18 protein-coding genes are annotated in these 23,223 nt (G+C 39.6%); 7 read left to right on the forward strand and 11 right to left on the reverse strand.

Annotated elements, in window-relative coordinates; all coding sequences use genetic code 11:
• Positions 1-24 precede the first annotated feature (24 nt).
• Both pgi and GYX26_RS02365 read left to right on the forward strand, forming a co-directional pair.
• Positions 25-1,683, forward strand: coding sequence for a glucose-6-phosphate isomerase (gene pgi / locus GYX26_RS02360; protein WP_174828006.1), 1,659 nt, complete (start codon positions 25-27; stop codon positions 1,681-1,683).
• Positions 1,664-2,137: a CinA family protein gene (locus GYX26_RS02365; protein ID WP_174827878.1), complete on the forward strand. Its 474-nt coding sequence runs from the start codon at positions 1,664-1,666 to the stop codon at positions 2,135-2,137. Before pgi ends, GYX26_RS02365 begins: the two co-directional genes overlap by 20 nt.
• Before the next feature lie 102 nt (positions 2,138-2,239).
• On the opposite strand, the gene GYX26_RS02370 is transcribed toward GYX26_RS02365, so the two are convergent.
• Both GYX26_RS02370 and GYX26_RS02375 read right to left on the reverse strand, forming a co-directional pair.
• A complete protein-coding gene (locus GYX26_RS02370; RefSeq protein WP_174827879.1) occupies positions 2,240-3,565 on the reverse strand; it encodes an ammonium transporter in 1,326 nt (441 codons plus the stop codon).
• A 31-nt stretch (positions 3,566-3,596) separates the two neighbouring features.
• Complete coding sequence (locus GYX26_RS02375; RefSeq protein WP_174827880.1) at positions 3,597-3,935, reverse strand: P-II family nitrogen regulator; 339 nt, start codon at positions 3,933-3,935, stop codon at positions 3,597-3,599.
• Positions 3,936-4,479: 544 nt separating this feature from the next.
• Here GYX26_RS02375 and GYX26_RS02380 point away from each other — a divergent pair.
• The 5 genes from GYX26_RS02380 (at position 4,480) to GYX26_RS02400 (ending at position 13,916) form a co-directional block, all read left to right on the forward strand.
• Positions 4,480-5,316 (forward strand): DUF3579 domain-containing protein, encoded by an 837-nt coding sequence (locus tag GYX26_RS02380; protein ID WP_174827881.1) that lies wholly within the window; start codon positions 4,480-4,482, stop codon positions 5,314-5,316.
• 397 nt (positions 5,317-5,713) lie between these two features.
• Positions 5,714-8,293 (forward strand): DEAD/DEAH box helicase, encoded by a 2,580-nt coding sequence (locus GYX26_RS02385; protein WP_202984270.1) that lies wholly within the window; start codon positions 5,714-5,716, stop codon positions 8,291-8,293.
• The gene (locus GYX26_RS02390; RefSeq protein ID WP_174827882.1) at positions 8,293-8,898 is read left to right on the forward strand and encodes a DUF4391 domain-containing protein; all 606 of its coding nucleotides are present in this window, start codon (positions 8,293-8,295) and stop codon (positions 8,896-8,898) included. The genes GYX26_RS02385 and GYX26_RS02390 overlap by 1 nt, the downstream gene beginning before the upstream one ends.
• On the forward strand, positions 8,899-10,806 hold the full coding sequence (locus GYX26_RS02395) for a site-specific DNA-methyltransferase (RefSeq protein WP_174827883.1): 1,908 nt from the start codon (positions 8,899-8,901) through the stop codon (positions 10,804-10,806).
• Positions 10,806-13,916, forward strand: a complete 3,111-nt coding sequence (locus GYX26_RS02400; RefSeq protein ID WP_174827884.1) for a type III restriction-modification system endonuclease — start codon at positions 10,806-10,808, stop codon at positions 13,914-13,916. Before GYX26_RS02395 ends, GYX26_RS02400 begins: the two co-directional genes overlap by 1 nt.
• 201 nt (positions 13,917-14,117) lie before the next feature.
• Here GYX26_RS02400 and rpoH read toward each other — a convergent pair whose 3' ends face one another.
• From rpoH to GYX26_RS02445, 9 genes are all read right to left on the reverse strand, one after another.
• Entirely contained in the window at positions 14,118-14,966 is an 849-nt protein-coding gene (gene rpoH / locus GYX26_RS02405) for an RNA polymerase sigma factor RpoH (RefSeq protein WP_174827885.1), read from the reverse strand.
• A gap of 235 nt (positions 14,967-15,201) precedes the next feature.
• A complete protein-coding gene (lnt, locus tag GYX26_RS02410) occupies positions 15,202-16,722 on the reverse strand; it encodes an apolipoprotein N-acyltransferase (protein WP_238791219.1) in 1,521 nt (506 codons plus the stop codon).
• 224 nt (positions 16,723-16,946) lie between these two features.
• Entirely contained in the window at positions 16,947-17,783 is an 837-nt protein-coding gene (locus tag GYX26_RS02415) for an HlyC/CorC family transporter (RefSeq protein ID WP_100091178.1), read from the reverse strand.
• A gap of 2 nt (positions 17,784-17,785) precedes the next feature.
• On the reverse strand, positions 17,786-18,301 hold the full coding sequence (gene ybeY, locus GYX26_RS02420) for an rRNA maturation RNase YbeY (protein ID WP_174827886.1): 516 nt from the start codon (positions 18,299-18,301) through the stop codon (positions 17,786-17,788).
• Between the two features lie 623 nt (positions 18,302-18,924).
• The gene (locus GYX26_RS02425; RefSeq protein ID WP_100091176.1) at positions 18,925-19,290 is read right to left on the reverse strand and encodes a roadblock/LC7 domain-containing protein; all 366 of its coding nucleotides are present in this window, start codon (positions 19,288-19,290) and stop codon (positions 18,925-18,927) included.
• 22 nt (positions 19,291-19,312) lie between these two features.
• A complete protein-coding gene (locus GYX26_RS02430; RefSeq protein WP_100091175.1) occupies positions 19,313-19,972 on the reverse strand; it encodes a peptidase M23 in 660 nt (219 codons plus the stop codon).
• Between the two features lie 5 nt (positions 19,973-19,977).
• Positions 19,978-20,514, reverse strand: a complete 537-nt coding sequence (locus GYX26_RS02435) for an ATP/GTP-binding protein (RefSeq protein WP_100091174.1) — start codon at positions 20,512-20,514, stop codon at positions 19,978-19,980.
• Positions 20,515-20,534: 20 nt separating this feature from the next.
• Positions 20,535-21,686 carry an alpha-glucan phosphorylase gene (locus GYX26_RS02440; protein ID WP_174827887.1) on the reverse strand — a complete coding sequence of 384 codons (1,152 nt, stop codon included), beginning with the start codon at positions 21,684-21,686 and terminating at the stop codon, positions 20,535-20,537.
• Positions 21,683-23,119 carry a hypothetical protein gene (locus tag GYX26_RS02445; protein ID WP_174827888.1) on the reverse strand — a complete coding sequence of 479 codons (1,437 nt, stop codon included), beginning with the start codon at positions 23,117-23,119 and terminating at the stop codon, positions 21,683-21,685. The genes GYX26_RS02440 and GYX26_RS02445 overlap by 4 nt, the downstream gene beginning before the upstream one ends.
• Between the last annotated feature and the right edge of the window lie 104 nt (positions 23,120-23,223).

Raw genomic sequence — 23,223 nt, forward strand, 5'->3', positions numbered from 1 at the left:
TTGCTGAAATCAACACCAGTTATGATGAATCCATCCTGTCCTATTAATCAGACAGCCATTTGGGCACAGCTGCATCAACACCAGCGAAGTACCCGTTTTTTGCATATGCGCGATTTATTTCGGCAACAGCCAGATCGTTTTGCACAAATGCATGAGCAATTAAATGGCCTGCTACTGGATTACAGCAAAAATCGCATCACTGAAGATACTCTGACGTTATTAATTGAACTGGCAAACATTGCCGATGTACGTGGCTGGACTGATAAGATGCGCCGTGGCGATAAAATCAATATCAGTGAAAACCGTGCCGTGCTGCATACAGCACTTAGGCTGCCACCATACGCTAAAGTATATGTCGACAATCACAATATCGTACCGGATATTCATTGTGAACTCGAACGTGCCTACAGCTTTGCCGAATCAGTGCGCAATGGTGAATATGTAGGCGCTCATGGTGAGCGCATTACCGATATTATCAATATTGGTATTGGTGGTTCCCATCTTGGTCCAGAAATGGTCACACTGGCATTGCGTCCATTTCAGCAGACGGGGCTAAATATCCATTATGTCGTCAATGTTGATGGTGCCAATTTAATGCAGGTACTGGACAGCGTTAATCCGGCTACTACCATTTTCATTATTGCCAGTAAATCTTTCACCACACCTGAAACTTTGCTTAATGCGCAAACCGCACGCAACTGGTTTCTACAGCAGGGGATGCGCGAAGCCGATATCAGCCGTCATTTTACTGCCATTACCAGTGCTGTTGATAAAGCACAGGCCTTTGGCATTACTTTGGAACATATATTTACTATGTTCGACTGGGTAGGAGGCCGCTATTCCGTCTGGTCTACTATTGGTCTATCGGTAATTTGTGCTATTGGTAAAGAAAATTTCCAGAATTTTCTTGCTGGTGGACGGGCGATGGATGAACATTTTTTTCATGCGCCTTTACGACATAATATCCCGGTATTACTTGGCCTGATTGGTTTGTGGTATCACACCTTTTATACCACTACCAGCCATGCCATTATTCCTTATGATCATGGGCTACGCCGTCTGGCCGCACATTTGCAGCAGCTGGACATGGAAAGTAATGGTAAACAGGTAAGCCGTTATGGTGAGCGTCTGGACTTTGATACTGGCCCGATTATCTGGGGTGAAGAAGGTGTTAACTGCCAGCATGCTTTTTTCCAGCTGCTTCATCAGGGGCCACGACTAATTTCCTCTGATTTTATTGTTCCGATCAACAGTTTTTACCATGTCAGTACCCAGCATAAAGTTCTGGTAGCCAATGCCTTTGCTCAGACTGAAGCATTAATGCGTGGGAAAACATTGACAGAAGCATATGCAGAACTTGTTCATCTTGACAATAAATATCGTGATATCATGGCACCACAGAAAGTATTCCCCGGCAATCAGCCTTCCAATACACTGCTACTGGATGAAATCAACCCATTTAATCTGGGTATGCTACTGGCCATGTATGAACATAAAGTGTTTGTACAGGGAGTAATCTGGGGGATTAATTCGTTCGATCAGTGGGGTGTGGAATACGGCAAAGTTTTGGCCAAAAATATTGAGCCGGAGTTGAGCACAGGCGACCCGCTACACCATGATGCTTCTACTAACGGCCTTATTAACTATTTTAGAAAACATCACCATGACACAAACCTTGCTTGATATCACCACCAAACTGGATGCACTGGGGCATACCGTCACCTGCGCCGAATCGTGTACTGGTGGCCTGCTGGCAGCAGAACTCACCCGTCTACCGGGCAGTTCCAGCTGGTTTAATATCGGTTACATTACTTATAGTAATCAGGCTAAACAGCAACTGCTTAATGTTAATGATACAACTTTGCGCCATTATGGTGCTGTTAGTGAAGAATGTGTGCGCGAAATGGCTTTAGGTGCATTGATTGATGCCAAGGCGGATTATGCCCTTTCTGTTTCCGGTATTGCAGGGCCAGCTGGTGGCAGTGCTGAAAAACCTGTAGGCACTGTATGGTTTGGACTGGCAACCAAACAACGCATCTGGGCCAAACATCACCAGTTTAATGGTGATCGTGATATGATTCGAACACAGGCAGTAGAATATGCATTGCGTTTTTTACGTCAGTATTTATACCGCTAGGCTGGATTATATCAAGCAAAAAATTGAACAGATAAATTAAAACTGGCTGGTTATTCAAAACCGGCCAGTTTTTCATTTCTTAGTTCGCAAAGTTAACCGTTTTTATTCAATATGCTCGCCATGGATACTCACGTCCATACCTTCGCGTTCTGCATCATGGTCAATACGTAAACCGCGACACGCAATTGCTACAATTTTAAGAATCAGATAAGTCATTATCACACTATACACAATGGTAATGACTACATCCTTAATTTGTACCAGTAGCTGAGTGCCAATCGTGGCTTCTCCGCCAAAAATGGCATTACTGAACAGCAAACCAGTTAGAATTGAACCCACAATACCACCAAAGCCATGAATACCAAAAGCATCAAGTGAGTCATCATAACCAAATCTGCGTTTTAAAAATACCGCAGCAAAATAAGCAGCAATAGCCGTTACCACGCCAATCACCAGCGCTGCCTGTGGGCCAACAAAACCAGCAGCAGGTGTAATTCCCACCAGACCGGATACGGCACCGGAAGCCATCCCTAAAGCAGATGGCTTATGCCCGGCCAGTTTTTCACACAACATCCACGTTAGTGCAGCCGCCGCGGCAGCCACTTGAGTAACTGCCATGGCCATACCAGCAGAAGCATCCGCAGCACCGGCAGAGCCGGCATTAAAGCCAAACCAACCCACCCATAGCATGGCAGCACCGGTTAAAGTTAACACCATATTATGTGGTGCCATCACATCTTTACCATAACCCAGACGTTTACCAATCACCAATGCGGCTACCAAACCGGCAATACCGGCATTAATATGTACCACTGTTCCACCGGCAAAATCCAGAACTGGCGTATGTGTATCAGCCATAAAACCGCCGCCCCAGACCCAATGACAAACTGGCGCATAAACAAAAATTACCCAGAGACCGGAAAACAATAATAAGGCTGAAAATTTCAAACGCTCAGCAAAAGCTCCGGTTACAATAGCAGTAGATATAATTGCAAAGGTCATTTGAAAAAACATAAATACCGACTCGGGAACAGTACCGTCTCCATTAACAATGGTAGTCATCTCTCTGGTTTGATCCAATCCCATACCACCAAGCATAAAACGGTCAAAACCACCAATAAATGCGTTACCCGGCGTAAAAGCAAATGAATAGCCTATTATCATCCACAGTACACTTACCAACGCAGCAACCACAAAACTGTGCATCATGGTGCCTAGCACATTTTTTTTGCGTACCATCCCACCATAAAATAACGCTAATCCAGGCACTGTCATCAATAATACCAGTACCGCAGAAGTCATTACCCATGCCGTGTTACCCGCGTTTATCTCCGACAGTGGCCGCCACCAGCTGGACAAATCAGCAGCCAATAGCGGTAATGGCAATAACAGTACTGCGGGTATAACACAGTTTTTAATCCGATTCATTTTCTCTCCCTTATTGATTATCTGCTACTGTCTATACAGCTGCTGAGCCTGACTCACCGGTGCGGATTCGCACCACCTCATCTACAGGTGAAACAAAAATCTTGCCATCACCCACTTTACCCGTTCTAGCACTGGTAATAATGGCTTCAACAGCACGCTCTACCAGCTCATCCACCAGCACAATTTCTATTTTGATCTTGGGTAAAAAGTCCACTTCATATTCAGCACCGCGATAGATTTCGGTATGACCCTTTTGTCGGCCAAAACCTTTCACTTCGCTTACTGTCATTCCCTGCACCCCTATTTCAGCCAGAGCTTCGCGGACATCATCCAGTTTGAAAGGTTTAATCATCGCTGTGATTTTTTTCATATAACACCTCTTTATTGAAACCAACTATCTATCGTCAACCAAACATTCCGAAGTAGTAAACTACCCAGTTTCACTTAACTATGCAGTTCGGTTTACAGCAATCAACAGTAACTCATCAAACCTTACATCTTTCTTTTAAATTTGCAAAGATGTATCAAAATTACTGGTGTATTGATTTCTGCTTTTTGTTGTTTTGTTCATTATCAACTACTGTCATAATTCCTGTACAAGCCACAGAACATAGTAAATACAATTAAGAAGATATAAAATCCAGAATATCAATTATGGATATTAATTCACGCCTACCAATGATTGCCCGTACTTTGTTTCTGCAGATGCTATCATTTGGTTCTAATTACATCTGCCAAAAAAATCTGTACAGATGTTATAAAACTACATATAGCCATTAAATAGCTAATCATTCTGACTAATGATACTTACAAGTGGCATACATCAAACAGTTACTATCAGGTATAATTGCACGCTAACAGCAAAATAAATACATACACATCATTGAGACTTTTGTTTCTGTCAAGAGGCCAACATGCTAATTTGCAATCCATATGAAATTGTTATTCAGGGCATGACAAATAATAATAAACGTTTTCGCCCTAGCGACTGGGCTGAACGTCTGTGCGGAGTCCTGTCTTCTTTTGATCAGGGACACCGTCTGTCCTACCATCAGTGGGTTCGGCCGATTCTGGTAGACAATATCCGCTGTGTTGCCGTCGACCGCAAACTGGAACAAATCAGCGCTACTGCTTTTAATTTCCTGATGGATTTTGCCCGTGACAATGATTTACGTATTCTGGATTGCAAAGCCTTATTAGAAGAGCAGGAACATACTCAGATTCCATTAAAAAACGCAATCAAACAGGAAAATTCCATACAACAAGCAACCGTTACCGACCAGTCAGCAACAAACACAGCAACAAAAAATATCATTACATCATTACGGGAGCTTACACCAGAGGAAGATACTGCCGCATTCCCTGCACTACACCGCCTGCATACTTATATTCGTGGTATTGGACAATTTCAAGAACTGATACAGACCCAACGAGCGGAAGGCTATCGCCTATTAGGCATATTCGAAGAAGGCAAACAAAATGCCGTAACCATTTGTGGTTTCCGCATACAAACCACCCTGATAGCAGGAAAACACCTGAATATCGAAGATTTTGGCAGCTACCATCAGCCTATTGCTGACAGCGATATCCATACAATATTAACTGAACTGAAAAAAATTGCTCATCAAGAACACTGCACCAGCATTCATGCAAACTCCAGCGTAGCGACAGACAGCAATAATATACATCATCTATATCTCAAGCATGGCTTCACATTAAATAGTCACCTATTCACCTACCAATTAACTTGAACATCACAATCTCAGAGATAATCCAAACTTAACAAGGATAAATCTGATTTGGATTTATCCTTGTTAAACAAAAATTTAAATAAGAATTAAAACATCAGCCATCACCTAACAAAGTAATCTTAACGAAACAAATACCACATCAAATACAGATTACAACTTAATTAAATTTAAATTAACTCAACCTAGTCTAGCAAAACAATGGGAATCATAGATAACATAACGAAAACGCTCCAAGAAGATTTATCAGGGGCAAGATAAGAATAAACTTCAGGATGTAACCAACGTTGTTATCGACAATATTGCCAGTGCCTACAATGAAAATTCTCCCGAGTTTATCTATTTTGTTATCCTCTATAATATTTTTAATGAATTTCTTGAAGATATTTCAGAAGGTGTCTTGCCCAACGAAGCTACTGGATTTAAAAGTAGCAAAATCTGGAATATGCTGTTCAACTTCCAAAAAGATGCGGCCTTAGCAATCATCAATAAGCTTGAAAAACATAATGGTTGCATTTTAGCTGACAGTGTTGGACTGGGTAAAACATTTACAGCTTTATCAGTAATTAAATATTATGAAAACCGAAATAAGTCTGTGCTGGTATTATGTCCCAAAAAATTGAACAATAACTGGAACACTTACAAAGCAAATTACATTAATAACCTCATTGCCGAAGATCGATTACGTTATGACGTGCTTTTCCATACGGATCTTAATCGCCTTACCGGTAAATCAAACGGCATAGATTTAAACCGGATTCATTGGAATAATTACGACTTTGTAGTGATTGACGAATCACATAACTTCCGTAATGGCGGCCGATTATCTGGCAAAGACAACGAAAAAGAAAATCGATACCTAAAACTACTTAATCAAGTGATCCGAAAAGGAGTCAAAACCAAAGTATTGATGCTTTCTGCAACACCTGTTAATAATCGTTTCAATGATTTAAAAAATCAACTAGCCCTTGCTTATGAAGGCAAAACCAGCCATATCGATGAAAACCTCCATACTCATCGATCATTGGATGAGATTTTTAAGAATGCACAAAAAGCATTTAATATTTGGAGTAAACAAGATACAGCCGAAAGAACAACTGAAAATCTACAACGAATGCTGGATTTTGACTTTTTCCAAGTACTGGACTCTGTTACGATTGCCCGTTCACGCAAACACATTCAAAAATATTACGATACCACCGATATAGGAACTTTTCCAACCAGGCTCAAGCCTATTTCAGTAAGACCAAAACTAACAGATTTAGCTAACGCAATAATTTATAAAGAGATTTTCGAACAATTAATGTTACTGAATCTATCAATATATACGCCAACACACTTTATCTTACCAAGTAAAATGGAAAAGTATGCAGAAATATATGAGGACAACACAATCAATGTAGGGTTTACCCAGGCAAATCGAGAACAAGGGATTCGTCGTTTAATGGCAATCAACTTGATGAAACGACTGGAAAGCTCAGTATTCTCATTTAATCACACATTAGAGCGTATAAAAAACTTCATTCAGCAAACAATAGCCACCATTGAATCTCATCATCAAAGTATCAAAAAAGAAATCGACCTACCCGATATCACCAATTTCAATGATTTTGATGAAGATGAACAAAATAATGAACTATTTACATTTGGCAAAAAAGTAAAAATTGCCTTAGCCGATATGGATTATCTCTCATGGAAACACTGTTTCACTAAAGATTATGAAATCTTATCCTTATTAACTCATATGGTAAGTGACATCACAGCAGAATATGATCTTAAATTACAAAATTTGCTTGCCACCATTAAAAACAAGCAACTAAACCCCATTAACAACAATAACAAAAAAGTGATTATATTTACCGCTTTTGCCGATACAGCAAGCTATTTGTTTGATCACGTTAGCGAGTATGTACAAAATAACTTTTCCCTACATACCGCAATGATAACAGGTTCGGTTGACGGAAGATCTACTGTGCCAAAGTTGCATTGTGACTTAAACACAGTTTTAACCTGCTTTTCACCCAAATCAAAAGATAAACACCTGTTAATGCCGAATAACACTCATGAAATTGATATATTGATTGCGACCGATTGCATCTCTGAAGGGCAAAACTTACAAGATTGTGATTATTTAATAAATTACGATATACACTGGAATCCGGTACGAATCATACAACGTTTTGGACGCATTGATCGTATAGGCAGCCAAAATCAGACAACTCAGCTAGTTAACTTTTGGCCAGAGGTTACCTTAGATGAATATATCGATCTGAAAGCCAAAGTAGAAACTCGCATGAAAATTGTCGACATGACCGCAACAGGTGATGACAATATTTTAAGTGAAGAAGAAAAATCCGATTTAGCCTACCGTAAAGCACAGCTCAAACGCTTACAAGACGAAGTGGTTGATATTGAAGATATCACAAATAGCATATCAATCTTGGATTTAGGCTTAAATGAATTTAGACTTGATTTGCTGGAGTATATCAAAAACCATCCTGAGCTTGATAAAACACCGTATGGATTACATGCAGTCTTACCAGCTTCACCAGATATACCCGCAGGTGTTATTTATATATTAAAAAATCGGGCAAACAGCATTAATATTAATAATCAAAATCGACTTCATCCATTTTACATGGTGTATGTAGCTAATAATGGCGAAGTTATTTGTGATCATTTATCTCCAAAACAATTACTTGATAAAATACGCTTACTTTGCAAAGGCAAAACAGAACCCATTGCAAAATTGTATCAGCACTTTAACAAAATCACAGCCGATGGCAGTAATATGACTCATTTTTCACAACGACTTGGTGATGCCATAAATTCAATTATTGAAGTAAAAAAACACAGTGATGTTGATAACTTTTTAAACGGTAACTCAGTTAGTTTTGTTACCGATAGTATAAAAGATTTAGATGACTTTGAATTAATATGCTTTTTAGTTATCAGTGAAGCACAAAATAAGGTAGCATAATGCTTGGCCTGCCACAAACAACAGAAATAAACCAACAACTAGCTAAAAAAACAATCTTCACAAAGTTTCAACTGAACAATGCGGCTAGGCAAAAAATAGATGCGGATATAGCTAAAATTACTCTTGTTAACGAGGTTTCAGCAGCAAAGATAAATCTCGCAGCAGGAAACAGCATCAATGCTTTTTTCGTGGCACAGGTACAACTAAAAAAAATCGATTTTAATGAAACGAGCCTTGTTTTATTATCCAAACTAATACCGCAAAATATACTATTTATTTTGCAATATGCCGAACAGGCTAAATTGGCCGTTTTTCAACATAAATTGATACAAAGCGATTGGCAAACTAAAGAAGAATTACACATTGAATTAAAAGGATTAAATCTTGATAATGTATGGCAAAACATCATTCAACAAATCGGCAAATTCGACATTGAGCAAGGCAATAGCCTTGAGCAGCAGATTATCATTGCTGATAAAAGACAAAAACTGATTTTAAATATTGCACATCTTGAAAAGCAAGCAAGAAAAGAGCTACAGCCTAAAAAAGCTTTTGAATTGGTGCAAAAAATCAACCAATTGAAGCAAGAATTAAAGGATTTTTAAATGGATAAATTAAAGATGCATTCACTAAATAAAGTGGATGAAAATATCAAAAAAATCGGTGCACAATTCCCGAACTGTATTACTGAACGCAAAAACCAACAGGGTGAAGTGGAATACGCTATTGATTTTGATCTGCTCAAACAGGAACTCTCATCAGTCATTGTTGAAGGCAGAGAAGAGCGTTATCAATTTACTTGGCCTGACAAAAAGAAATCGATTCTACTTGCTAATGCGCCCATTGCCAAAACCTTACGACCTTGCCGTGAAGAAAGTGTTGATTTTGACAATACCGAAAATTTATATATTGAAGGTGATAATCTTGAAGTACTAAAACTATTGCAGGAAACTTATCTTGGCAAAGTCAAAATGATCTATATCGACCCGCCTTACAATACCGGTAATGATTTTGTTTATGAAGATGATTTTGCGCAAAATACCTCTGAATACCTTGAAAACAGTGGGCAATTTGATGATGAAGGCAACCGTTTAGTAAAAAATACAGAAACCAATGGCCGCTTTCATACTGATTGGCTGAATATGATTTATCCACGTTTAAAACTCGCCAGAGATCTATTAACTGATGATGGCGTGATTTTTATTAGTATCGGTGTTAATGAACAAGAAAATTTGAAAAAAATTTGTGATGAGATTTTTGGTTCAAGTAATTTTATTTCTACTTTAGTGTGGAAAAGTGGCAGAACTGCTGCTGCACATTTTACTAATGAACATGAATATATTATTTGTTTTTCAAAAAATAAACAATGTCTGCCTTTATTTACTTATGACGGTAAAGATCTTACATCGGATAGAACAATTAAAAAACCATCTAGTAAAAACCCTATATCACTGATAAATTTTCCAGCTGGAATGGATTTTGAATGTGATGACAAAATCTTCCCTAATCAATTTGGTGATAAAGAGCCTGTAAGAATAGTAAAAGGTATTTTTGAATGTAAAAATAAAAAGCTAGCTAACGATGTAACAATAGAAGCAGCTTGGGCTATGAAGGATATGATCGAGAACTGGTTGAAAGGAAATGAAGTAATTGACCAGAAAGGACAATTAGTAACGAGATTTTTTTTCAAATCTAATGGTGTTTTACAATATGAAAAGCAAAAAGGTACTATTCATCCTAAATCGATCATTAATGACATAACTACTAAGCAAGGAACAAAATCTATAGAAGAACTTTTAAGTACTAGCTACTTCAATTACCCAAAACCAATTGAATTAATTTCTTTTCTAAGCAACATTATAACAAAGTCAAATGATTTAGTATTAGACTTCTTCTCAGGTTCCTCTACTACCGCCCACGCTGTTATGCAACTCAATGCAGAAGACGGCGGCAACCGCAAATTTATTATGGTGCAACTGCCAGAACCAACGGATGAGAAAAGTGAAGCTTATAAGGCTGGTTATAAAAATATCTGCGAAATTGGTAAAGAACGCATTCGCCGGGCAGGCAATAAAATTGCCCAAGAAAATCCACAGGCTAAATTTGATAAAGGCTTTCGCGTATTAAAGTGTGATAGCAGTAATATGAAAGAGGTTTATTACAACCCTGTTGAATATAATACCGATCTTCTTGATGTCCTGATTGACAATATCAAAGCCGATAGAACGCCAGAAGATTTATTGTTCCAAGTTATGCTGGATTTGGGGGTATTACTCTCCAGTGATATTAAACAAACCACCATTGCCGGTAAAACCGTGTTTAACGTAGCAGATAACTTTTTAATGGCTTGCTTTGATACAGACATTAATGACGAAGTCATCAAGACTATTGCCAAACAAAAACCCTACTATTTTGTTATGCGTGATAGCTCTATGGCAAATGATAGTGTTGCCACCAATTTTGAACAAATTTTTAATACCTACAGCCCTGAAACCAAGAGGAAGGTGTTGTAATGAAATTTAATTTTAAAATTCAGCAATATCAAACAGATGCAGTAAATGCAGTTGTTCAGGTATTTAACGGGCAAGGTTTTCGTAGTCTAACTTATGTACGTGATTTAGGTAAAGCACCTACTCAGGCTGAAATGACTTATGAAACTGATTCAAGTTATACATCAGATGACAACGCAATCGATATCGGTTTTAAAAATGAAATTATTTCGTTAAACGATAACGAGTTACTCGCTAATATTAAAAAAATACAAAATTTAAACAATATTAAACAGTCGGCTGATTTAATTAAAAACTTAGGTCGGTGTAGTCTTGATATTGAAATGGAAACCGGTACCGGTAAAACCTATGTTTACCTCAAAACCATGTTTGAACTGAACAAGCATTATGGCTGGAGCAAGTTTATCGTTGTGGTACCCTCTATTGCCGTTCGTGAAGGTGTAAAGAAAACCTTTGAAATAACCACAGACCATTTTATGGAGCATTATGGTCAAAAGGCTCGCTTTTTTGTCTATGACAGTAAAAATTTAACGTTATTAGATAGTTTTGCTGCAAATTCGGGCATTAATGTTATGATCATTAACACCCAAGCTTTTGCTTCCTCGCTAAAAGAAGATGGCAAAAATAAAGAAGCACGAATTATTTACTCAAAACGCGATGAATTTGCGTCGCGCCGGCCGATTGATGTTATAGCGGCCAATAATCCCATTATTATTTTGGATGAGCCCCAAAAAATGGGCGGCGAAGTCACGCAAAAAGCTTTAAAAAATTTTAATCCTTTATTTTCGTTAAATTATTCTGCCACCCATAAAAAACAGAATAATCTAATTTATGTTCTTGATGCACTTGATGCATACAATAAAAGACTGGTAAAAAAAATCGAAGTAAAGGGCTTTGAAGTTAAAAATCTAAGAGGAACTGATAGCTACTTATATTTAGAACAAATCGTCTTATCCAGTAAAAAACCACCACTGGCAAAAATTGAGCTGGAAATAAATCACAGTAATGGTATCAAACGTGAAATTCGCCATTTCACTGAGGGCGATAATCTTTATTCTGTTTCAAAACAGATGCAGCAATACAAAGGATATACGGTTTCTGAAATCAATCCTCTGACTGGAATGGTCACTTTTACTAATGGTGTTTCAATTAAAACCGGTGAAGTGATAGGTGATATTTCTGAAGAAAATATGCGCCGCATTCAAATTAGAGAAACCATATTATCCCACTTTGACAAAGAAGAAAAACTGTTCAATATGGGCATTAAGTCACTATCATTATTTTTTATTGATGAAGTAGCTAAATACCGCCAATATGATGATAACAATAACGAAATATTAGGCGAATATGGCCAAATCTTTGAACAAGAATACCTAACGATTTTGCAACAATACTTAGACCAAGCCAGCAACACGCCTTATCAACGATATTTAAAGACTAAGTGTAGTGATGTAAGCCAAGTACATAAAGGCTACTTTAGTATTGATAAAAAAACCGGCAAAAGTATTGATAGCCAGTTAAAACGCGGTAGCGAATCTTCAGATGATATTTCAGCCTACGACCTGATTCTTAAAAATAAAGAACAACTGTTAAGTTTTGATGAGCCCACGCGATTTATCTTTTCGCATTCAGCTCTGCGTGAAGGTTGGGATAATCCCAATGTTTTCCAGATTTGTACATTAAAACACTCCGATAACCAAACAGCCAAACGGCAAGAAGTCGGCCGCGGACTGCGTTTATGTGTTAATCAAGATGGTAATCGCATGGATATTGAAAGTTGCGGCGAACAAATCCACGATATCAACATGTTAACAGTTATCGCTAGTGAAAGTTATACAAACTTTGTTAGTGCTCTTCAAGCCGATATCAAAACCGTTATTTATGATCGGCCAACTGTTGCCACTAGTGAGTACTTTTTCGGTAAATATGTAGAAGTTAATGGTGTATCGACCATTATCGATAAAGCAGCAGCTGATAAAATTGAATTTTATTTAATTAGTCATGGTTATGTTGATATCGAGCGTAAAATAACCGATAAATACCGCAACGATGTTTTAGTGAACTCAGTGGCACCATTACCGGATGAATTACAACTAATGGGTGACGGAATTCATCGCTTAATTCAGGCTATTTATAATGATAGCGTTTTAGATTCCATGTTTACCGATGGTCATGAAACAAAAATTAAAGATAATCCGCTTAATCACAATTTCAAAAAAGCCGAATTCCAGGCATTATGGGAGCAAATTAATCAGCAATATGCCTATACTGTTGCCTTTGATAGCGATGAATTAATCAATAAAGCAATTGCTCATATCAACGATAAGTTATTTGTCTCGCAGCTACAATACATTACTACTGTAGGTCAACTTAAAGAACAGATGACAACACAAAGTATTGAGCAAAATAATGCATTTACAACCGAAAAAACACATACTGCTACCTTAAATCATGCCCATTTTGGACAGATAAAATATGATCTGATTGGTCAAATTGCGCAAGAAGCCACATTAACCCGCAAAACAGTAGTGGCCATATTGAAGGGACTAGATTCAAAAAAACTAGATATGTTCAAGTATAATCCAGAGGAATTTATTGCTAAAACCATTAAATTAATTAAAGAACAAAAAGCAACTACGATTGTAGAACATATTACGTACAATAAAACTTCGGGCAAATATGACAGTACGATTTTCACTCAGGAAAAAAGTTCACAAAATTACGATAAAGCGTTTTCAGCGAAAAAGGCAATTCAAGATTATGTATTTACCGACGGTTTAGCCGAAAAAAGTATTGAACGCAAATTTGTTGAGGATCTTGATGCGGCAGAAGAAGTGTGCGTATATGCAAAGTTACCGAAAGGCTTTTATATTCCAACACCTGTTGGTAACTACTCACCCGATTGGGCAATTGCTTTTCATACTGGAAAAGTAAAACATATCTTTTTTATAGCTGAAACCAAAGGTTCAATGGATAGTTTAAATTTAAGGCCGATTGAGCAAGCAAAAATTTCGTGCGCTAAAAAGCTTTTTAACAAGCTTTCAACCAGTAAAGTCAAATATCATGATGTAAATAGTTATCAAAGCCTTATGAATGTAATGGATTCATTATAAATGATTGTAATTACCTCATAGTTAGCACAACAATCATATTGGAGTATTAATATTCTGAACCAATTGAGAATGTTTCTACTTTGTAGCTATATCACCTGAGTATAGTGAACTTACTGCCCTCAAGGCATCCGTTATTCTATAAAAAAACTGCATAAATCAGCTAAATCTGATCTATGCAGTTTTTTTAAATTCAAACCCAAATTATTCGGCTTCTGCCAGATAGCCACGTAATTTCTGCATTGCTTTGGCTTCAATCTGACGGATACGTTCCGCAGATACACCATACTCACCGGCAAGATCATGCAGGGTTAACCCACCATCATCTGCCAGCCAGCGACTTTCAACAATATGGCGACTGCGATCATCCAGTTTGGCCAGTGCTGTCTGCAAGCCTTCAGTCTGCAACGCATAATGTGCCTGTTGTTCCAGTACCTGTGTTGGCTCGGTAGTGCTATCAGTTAACCAGTCTATCGGCGCAAAATTATCTTCATCATCATTCTCTGCCAGCAACGACATGTCCTTGCCGGTCATGCGCTGTTCCATTTCCAGAACTTCAGAGAGCTTTACGCCCAAATCATCGGCAATCGACTGTGCTTCTTTATTACTCAATGCAGCCATGGATTTACGCATACTGCGTAAATTGAAAAACAGCTTACGCTGCGGCTTGGTGGTAGCGACACGCACCAAACGCCAGTTACGTAAAATAAATTCGTGAATCTCAGCTTTAATCCAGTGTACCGCAAACGAAAACAGACGTACGCCACGGCTTGGCTGAAAGCGTTTTACCGCTTTCATCAAACCAATATTGCCTTCCTGAATCAAATCCGCCTGATTCAGGCCATAACCATCATAACCACGTGCAATGGAAACCACGACACGCAGGTGAGATAAAATCAGTTTTTTAGCAGCCTCTAAATCCCCTTCGGTCTGGCGTACTGCCAAATCCTGCTCTTCCTCAAGGGAAAGCATAGGAATATTGTTTACGGTATGAATGTATTGCTCCAAACTACCATGCCCGGTCGGCACGGGTAATGCAAAAGCGGTATTCATGCCTGTCCTTTCTGTGTGTGCCCAGTTATTTTAATTACGCCAGCTGCAACACAATAACATGTTGTTTGTTACAGGAAAACTAGTAAATCTATAACTAAGCTAATAATTTATCATTGTAATTAAAATATGAATGTACTTCAATTACTATTTATGATTCGTTCATTATTGGTAAAATAATGTATATTGAAAATTTCGATTGTAGAAATTTATTATTATACACATCGCTATGGTTTATTCAATGGCGATAACGTCCATACACGCCGATTATTAACAGTAAAAACAAACTGATAAAGGCTAAAGGCCAGCTGCTCCCCAGCCACATATAAGGCGTATTACCCCGATAACCAGATATTTCTCCTTCCAGTACAGCAGCAGCATCAGGTTTCAGCTGTGCCACAATTTGCCCCTTGGGATTAATAATGGCGGTCATACCGGTATTGGTAGCGCGTACTATATAGCGCCCGGTTTCCAGTGCCCGTGCCTGTGACTGCTGCAAATGCTGCTGCATGGCATGTGAATGCCCGTACCAGGCCATATTACTTACATTTGCCAGCAAACTGGCCTGTCTGGCCGCCGCGATTAATTCATCACCAAAACCGTCTTCATAGCAGATATTAAAAGCAACAAGCTGATTAGCTAACTGTAATGGCGCCTGAGCAGAACCACCTTTGGAAAAGCCTGTCAGTGGCATATCCATCCAGCGATACAACCAGTCCAGCAATAGCGGTAATGGAATATACTCACCAAATGGAACCAGATGATTTTTAGCATAATAAGGTAACCCTGCTTCAGACGGGGTGGCAGTAAAATTAACCACTGCGTTCAGATAGCCGGTTCCATCTGCCGTATACTGGGGAATACCAACGGCCAATGCTGAACCATGTTTACGTGCAAGATGGGCAAATATATCCAGCTGCTCTGGTGCCATATCCTGCCGCATCACCGGAATGGCTGTCTCTGGCAGAATAACAATATTGGCACGTGTGCTGGCTATCTGATCAAGATAGCGCTGTAGGGTTGGTTGTAATAAACGCTCATCCCACTTAAGCGATTGTGGAATATTACCCTGCGCCAGTGCAACTGTTGCATGGGTACCATCTGCCTGTGTAAAGCTGCATTGTAATAAAACCGCTCCTAGCAACCACACGCTTATCAGGCTTACACCACAACCAATCTTTGCCTTGCGTTTTTTTGCCAGTAACAGTTCAGCCAGCCATGCACCACTGGCAACAGTAACCAGTGTCACCAGAAAAATACCACCTACTGGCGCAAAACCGGCTAAAGCCGAATTTGCTATCTGGCTATAGCCCCAACTACCCCAGCCAAAACCGGTTAGCGCACGTTCTCGTACAAATTCAGCCAGTGTCCATAATAGTGGTAATACCACAGTATGACAGGTTGTACTGGAGAACCTGAATTTTCCCAACAACCAGAATACCAGAGCAGGATAAATAGCCAGATAGGCCGGTAACAGCATGGTTAGTGGCCACGCTAAAAACTGTGGCAATCCGGCAATATCATGTAAGGCAATATCTATCCAGTACAGTAGTGCTGTATAGGCCGTTAGCGCCCAAAGATAAGCAGAACGAACACGCCATTGTGGCCGTGCAGTCTGTAAAATCAGTAACACGGCCAGCAAAACGGGTAACAGCCAGTAATGATAATAGGGAGCAAAAGCAAATGGCACCAGAGCTGCTGACAATAATAATAGCGGCCAGTACACCCATGCTCTTGCTAAAACAGCATAATATTTCATGCCAAAAGGATGTTGCGCAGACATATCCAGTTTATTAGTCACGTAAAGCTCCACAGCCTTTAGCCAGCCGAATCAAATCTGATTAATTACTATAGCCACTGTCAGCAAAAACTCGCATTTATTAGTCTGAACCCATATTTTCTACCTGTACTAAAGCAGTATATTTCAGAAGCAGTGCCAAACCAATGGTATTTTCATACACAACTATATCAGGTACTTAAATATTAATGAGCATTATTTTTTACAGTCACCATTAATGTCTGTAAACGCCGTGCATCGGCTCTGGCTACAGTGAAATTCAATTTACCAATGGTAATTTTTTCACCCCGTACTGGCATGTGACCTAATTCCTGAATCACCAGACCGCCAATGGTGTCTACTTCATCATCAGAATAATCGGTACCAAAAAATGTATTGATGTCTTCGATTTCTGTAACAGCATTCACGCGAAAGCGTTCAGCGGACACAGCAAAGATATTATCCGCACCATCATCTTCATCAAATTCGTCTTCGATATCGCCGATAATGGGTTCAATCACATCTTCAAATGTCACCAGTCCTGATGTACCACCATATTCGTCGACCACAATAGCCATGTGATTGCGTTGCTCACGAAATTCTTTTAGCAGCGTGTTCAGAGATTTGCCCTCAGGTACAAACACAGCCGGACGTAGTACCTGTTCTAGCTGGAAATGTTCACCTCTGCCCCAGTATTTAAGTAAATCCTTGGCATGCAGAATACCCAGAATCTCATCTTTATCCTCACCAATCACTGGAAAGCGTGAATGGGTTGTATCAATAATATAAGCAATAATTTTATCTAACGGATCTTCTATTCTAATCACGTCCATCTGGCTGCGCGTTATCATCGCATCACGCACTTCCAGATCAGCAAAATCCAGTACATTTTCCAGACACTGTAAGGTATCTGCATCAAAAACCTGCCGCTCATGCGCTTCCCGCAGAGTTTGCAATACTTCTTCTTCAGTATCTGGAGCCTCTCCAGATATACGATTTACCAATCGCTCAAAAAATCCTGGTTTCGACGAACTTTCGTCCATAATCAATATTCATCCTGTGTATAGGGATTCGCGTATCCTAACTGATGCAGGATACGGATTTCAAGCGCTTCCATGATTTCAGCTTCTTCATCATCAATATGATCATAACCCATAAGATGCAAAGTCCCGTGAACAGTCAGATGGGCATAATGCGCTATCAATGGTTTATGTTGTGCCATTGCTTCTTTTTCTATAACCTGAGGGCAAAAAATCAGATCGCCATTGAGTCCTTCGCTGTCAGGCAAATACATGCTTTCACCTTCGTTGAGCGCAAAGCTTAATACATTAGTGGCATAATCTTTGTGGCGGAAATCGTGATTGAACTGGCGTGCTTCTTCTTCATCACATAGCAATATAGCAATATTGGCACGTTTATAACTATTTTTACAGGTTTGCCATATCCACTGCCGCCACTGATTGAGAACTGGAATATGGTTAGCACTACTGCGGTTGTCAACATTTAAACTGAATACCTGATTCAAATGCTGTAAAACCGGCTTTTTCTTGGCAACTTTCATTTAATTTATTTGTAATCCTGATGATTATATTTTAGCAAGCACAACTGATAAATGCACTTATCCGGCCAAATCTGGCGATAATCGTCATTAAGCTGTTCTAATAAATATAATATTTAATTTAAATTATCAGTAGTTTGTATGAAAAAACTGTTTAATATAGGCTTCTCTGTTTTATCACAAAGTTTATTATGATTAATGATAAACATATTGATAATTGCTTAATCTGCACTTCTTATCTGTATCCGCATAGCTCAGACAATTCATGCAACAGCTAAATTTAAATTTATTTTAAGATTAGACTAATTATTTATTATTATATGAATAATATAGTTGAATACATCAATACAACAAAATATATTCAGGAATACTATCAGCAGATACACTTAGGTTAGGCAGGGATTAAGGAATATGTTTCACCAATAACATAAAATCCATAAGCAAATTCAGTTTTAGTTTTAAAACATAAATTTTTTTATGGCAAAAGACATGTGGTAAATTGATTTTTTCCTATAGAATTATGAATTGTGCTGCTATTTTAAAACAGTTATCAATTTACTTCTGGATATTACAACCCGTTAACCCTGTCCAATTACTAGAAACAGGGTTTTCATCATAATAATCAGTTAACGTAAGATATCTACGATACTGCGGGCTGCGCGACGGGCATCCAGTAAAATTAGTCCCAGTTTGGCACCTTCATTGGCAGTCACTGCCAATACATTGGTATCTCCCGCCTGAATCAGCAGAATGTAACCATGCTTACCCTTAACCATAACCTGTTCCAGCTCATCACATTGTAATTCACGGGAAGTACGATTACCCAAAGCAAGCAGAGCTGCTGCCATTGCACCAACGCGGTCTGGATCAACACCATTCGGTAACAAGGTTGCTACCGGCAGACCATCGGAGGAAATTACAGCAGATGCAGTAATGTCAGCCGAAGAGCTATTTAAATCACTTAATACCGAAACCAGTAATTGTTCTTGCATCTTGATGTCTTTCTATTGATGTTTATTCATTTACTACATGAATGTCTTCACCAGCCAATACAAACAGGCCGCGTACCATAGTGACGAAAGCTTCACTGTTAAGTAATGGCAATCCAGCTGTTACCAAAATATTTTTGGTATTACCAATATATAATGGGAAGAATGTCAATTCACTCTGGCCAGCAGGATCACAGATCCCGATAGCATTGTTGTAGATATTGAGGTTATTTTTAATCAGCAGACTGTGTTTTTCTGTCAGTCTAGTTGCCTCACTGGCCAGATTAGCCACCTCTTCGGCAGTTTCATGATTAAAACCGACATTAGCAAAGTAAAAACCATCCTGATCAACCAGCAGTGCCTTATGGCTGTCTGACAGTTGACCCAGAATATCTTCAAATCCATCAGAAGTTACCTTAACCAGTTGTGAACTGGGTTTAGTTTCTCCATATAAGAATTCGAGGCGTTGTAAACGATACAATAAATTTAATGCAGTATGAACATCATCTGTTTCAGCCCATTGCCTCAAACGCTCTTCTGTTAATTTAGCATTAATATCTGCCTGCAGAATATTGGCCAGTAACATACGGCTGGCACTGTGACTTGGGCTAGATACTGCATAAAATGCACCCGCCGGCATCACTTTCGGATACAAATCATGATGTAGTTGTAATGTAGATTCCATACTGACTATCCTTCCAAACCTGGATCAATAGAATACAGCATAGCGGTAACCAGTTGTTTTACATCGTCCTCATTACGGGCATCAACCTCAAATACAGGTACATTGAGATTGTGTTGTGCCAGATACTGCTGATAAACATCCACGCCAGGCTGTGGATTTAAGTCCATTTTGGTAACCCCTACAACAACCGGAGCATCTTCCAGCAAGTCGTGAAAAGAAGTAAGGAAAAATTTCAGGTCTTTCAGCGGATTCTGACGAGTGTTATCCAGTAGCAGAATTAACCCCATACTACCCCTACTCAGAATGCTCCACATGAAATCAAAGCGTTCCTGACCCGGTGTGCCATATAAATGGACTTTAGTATGCTCATCCAGTCGAATAACACCATAGTCCATAGCGACAGTAGTATGACCTTTTCTGTCCTGTGTCATATCCGATGCACTGGCATCAGTCTGTATCGGAGGATCATCCGATAATGCGGCGATAGCAGTTGTTTTTCCCACCCCAACTGGGCCGGTAAAGATAATTTTATTTTCAACCATAATTACTCCCTGCTTAGGTATTAATTGCCACGCAAGCGACCCATCAAACGTGCCAGTAAACCTTTCGGCTTGTTTTCATCGCTTTCATTATGCTCTGTCGTTTGTACGCCAGCTGCTGGTTTGGTAACAGCCTGTGGTGCTTTCCGGGTCAGAGTCATTCCTTCTTCCTGTTGCGTAGCAGAATGAGTTAATGGCTGCTCGATAATCAGGGAACCAATTGAATATGTGGCAGCTATATAATTTAATACATCTTCAAGTGAAACGGGCAACAGCTTGTATAAAGTGTTAAGTGCTACAGGTGTACGCACCAGAAAAGCTGACAAGCGCATAGATTCAGGCAGATAAGCCATACGAGTCATATTTGGCCAAGCCTTCAGCTTGATAATTGTATCAGGTGTAATAGGATCGATCAGGCGACCACGAGCCGTCCAGATCGACAACTGCCATATACAGGCTTGTAGAGTCAGTTTGGCTTTATCGTGCAGCTGTGCGGTTGGCGCAGATGCTGGAACAGCCTTTGTCTGCCATTCAACATCTGTTTGCATACACAACTGTTGTAAAGTGTCACTTTCAACTGCCAGCAATACTTTTTCAACACTTGGAAAAACAATTAGTACAGGCTTGTTTTCAAACAGGATTGCAGTGTCTTCAGTTTGCTGCGCCAGCTTTTGTACCATGCCCAGCAATGTTCCATTTGTATGGAAACGTACTACAGTTACTGCCTGCTGCGAATGATCCACAGCATTGTGCTCCTGTTGTGCAGTACTAGCCACAGATTGCTCAGTGGCGGTTTCTTTCTGTGCCGCTGCTTTATTATCAGCCAGCCACACACCATTACCCTGCTGCAAATTACGCAGATGCTGAAACAGGGTATCGAATCTGATTGGTTTCATCAGATATGGTGCTGTGAATGAGGGTGAATTACGACCAAAAAACACGACTACAGCATCAGGATATTTCTTTTTTACCTTTTGCCATACCGCTTCACCATCGGCTGCGTCACCATCTACCAGAATTAGTTCCGGCTGTACATTATCCTCAGGCTGAATCAGCTGGTAGTTAACACTATTGTACATTTTAAATGCCATGCGCAACATGGCTGTCTGGCGATCATCCACATTGACGAGCAAAACATAGGCAGTTTTTACTTTAGGTATTGAATTGTTCATCATTGATTTTGCACACCACCGTGGTTAATACGTTTCAATAATTGACTCATAGCAAGTACAACTTCTTCAGGTGGCGTCTGAATTTCAGCACGGATTACCTGTAACATTTTTTCCAAACGTGTCCATTCTTCTGCACGTTCATACAAGTCAAATAAAGTAATGTAGAGCTGTGACTCCTGTGGATAAAGCAGGACTGATTTTTCCAGTAAATCCGTTGCTTCATCAAACTGACCAAAGGTAAGCAATGATTCAACATCACGCAATACACGCTCTGCGGGTGTCTCGGCAACGTCATTATCTGAGGCTGCCTTGTCGACCAAAGAAAGGCGTTTGGCTTTGAGTGCACTGCTATTCACGGGCAAATAGCCCAGCGTTATCCCAATATCGCGCAGCACGGTTTCATTAGGCTTGGCCTCAAGCTGTTCAAACATTGGATGCTGTCCAAGACTATAGCCCCAACCCAGCATACGTTCCTTTATAACATTACCGTACTGGCCCAAAGTATAGTATAAACGCCACAGATGCTGAGCAAATACATTGATATTATTGCGTCGGTAATCCAGCGCCAAGGCATCAATAATTAGTCCGGCAGGTTTTCTGGATGTCTTAATAGCCTTGTTCAGGCAGCGGATGGCTGCATCATAGGGCAATTGCTCTTTCAGCAATACATAGCTGTTTTCCGGTTTGGAGAAGCTCAGCAGAACATCACGCTCGTCGCCACGAATTTTAAAATTACCCATATTACCTTTAACCAGTAATTCATGTGGCTGTTCAGTGATATGTTGGGCATTACTGGCAGACTCGACTTCCGGTCTGGTATCTTCTGGTTTTTTACCCTGATTGATACCGACTTCTTTTTCCGTTTCCTTAATGTCCCACTGCAGCAGATCTTCTGCCAACACACGCAAGCCTAGGTGATTCTCATCTAGGGCAAGACCTTGGCGAATCAGATTTTCCAGCTCAGGCCGTCGCAGATAATTGCGATACTGATCAATTACTTCAGCAAGCTTATCTGTATTTTTGGCTTCTACACATAACTCGGCCAGTTCATTGACCAGTGTATTGGCCATTGCCGGACTCTGCTGAGTAGCATTCTGCTCCAGATATGAGGCAAGTGAATCAGCAGCTTTTTGGAAGTAACCAAACTGTTTATAAACCTTATATTCAGTAAGGTGATCCACAGTGGCAACAGAAACTGTAGCTTTGTCTGGCTGCATGGTTTGCCAGTCCCAGTCTTCATCTGCCAGCGGTTCTGCCGCTTCTTCGCCAGCTGGTGCAGCCTTGCTTCCTGTACCTTTATTACGTTTGGATGCAGATTGTTTTTTGCGGGTAGCACTTTTGCCTTTGGCATGACTTCCCGCTTTCTGCCGCTTTTTCAGCACAAGCAATACAACCAGCAATATGACTAAAAGGGCAATAGGCAAATATAACTCCATAATTTACATCCCTTTTATTGTAGTTAACTGCCAGATGCATGAGCGCATGGTTAAATGCATGTTTTTCATTTACGGTAACGCTTCACATACAATTGTCAATACTT

Source organism: Snodgrassella sp. ESL0253 (genome assembly GCF_013344965.1).
Lineage (GTDB): Bacteria > Pseudomonadota > Gammaproteobacteria > Burkholderiales > Neisseriaceae > Snodgrassella > Snodgrassella alvi_B.

Excerpts from the sequence above, each read along its gene's own strand:
- ybeY (WP_174827886.1), bottom strand. The coding sequence starts at position 18,301 with ATGAAAGTTGCCAAGAAAAAGCCGGTTTTACAGCATTTGAATCAGGTA.
- GYX26_RS02435 (WP_100091174.1), bottom strand. The coding sequence starts at position 20,514 with ATGGTTGAAAATAAAATTATCTTTACCGGCCCAGTTGGGGTGGGAAAA.
- GYX26_RS02370 (WP_174827879.1), bottom strand. The coding sequence starts at position 3,565 with ATGAATCGGATTAAAAACTGTGTTATACCCGCAGTACTGTTATTGCCA.
- GYX26_RS02445 (WP_174827888.1), bottom strand. The coding sequence starts at position 23,119 with ATGGAGTTATATTTGCCTATTGCCCTTTTAGTCATATTGCTGGTTGTA.
- GYX26_RS02430 (WP_100091175.1), bottom strand. The coding sequence starts at position 19,972 with ATGGAATCTACATTACAACTACATCATGATTTGTATCCGAAAGTGATG.
- GYX26_RS02390 (WP_174827882.1), top strand. The coding sequence starts at position 8,293 with ATGCTTGGCCTGCCACAAACAACAGAAATAAACCAACAACTAGCTAAA.
- pgi (WP_174828006.1), top strand. The coding sequence starts at position 25 with ATGAATCCATCCTGTCCTATTAATCAGACAGCCATTTGGGCACAGCTG.
- lnt (WP_238791219.1), bottom strand. The coding sequence starts at position 16,722 with ATGAAATATTATGCTGTTTTAGCAAGAGCATGGGTGTACTGGCCGCTA.
- GYX26_RS02380 (WP_174827881.1), top strand. The coding sequence starts at position 4,480 with ATGCTAATTTGCAATCCATATGAAATTGTTATTCAGGGCATGACAAAT.
- rpoH (WP_174827885.1), bottom strand. The coding sequence starts at position 14,966 with ATGAATACCGCTTTTGCATTACCCGTGCCGACCGGGCATGGTAGTTTG.
- GYX26_RS02395 (WP_174827883.1), top strand. The coding sequence starts at position 8,899 with ATGGATAAATTAAAGATGCATTCACTAAATAAAGTGGATGAAAATATC.
- GYX26_RS02415 (WP_100091178.1), bottom strand. The coding sequence starts at position 17,783 with ATGGACGAAAGTTCGTCGAAACCAGGATTTTTTGAGCGATTGGTAAAT.
- GYX26_RS02365 (WP_174827878.1), top strand. The coding sequence starts at position 1,664 with ATGACACAAACCTTGCTTGATATCACCACCAAACTGGATGCACTGGGG.
- GYX26_RS02375 (WP_174827880.1), bottom strand. The coding sequence starts at position 3,935 with ATGAAAAAAATCACAGCGATGATTAAACCTTTCAAACTGGATGATGTC.
- GYX26_RS02425 (WP_100091176.1), bottom strand. The coding sequence starts at position 19,290 with ATGCAAGAACAATTACTGGTTTCGGTATTAAGTGATTTAAATAGCTCT.
- GYX26_RS02400 (WP_174827884.1), top strand. The coding sequence starts at position 10,806 with ATGAAATTTAATTTTAAAATTCAGCAATATCAAACAGATGCAGTAAAT.
- GYX26_RS02440 (WP_174827887.1), bottom strand. The coding sequence starts at position 21,686 with ATGATGAACAATTCAATACCTAAAGTAAAAACTGCCTATGTTTTGCTC.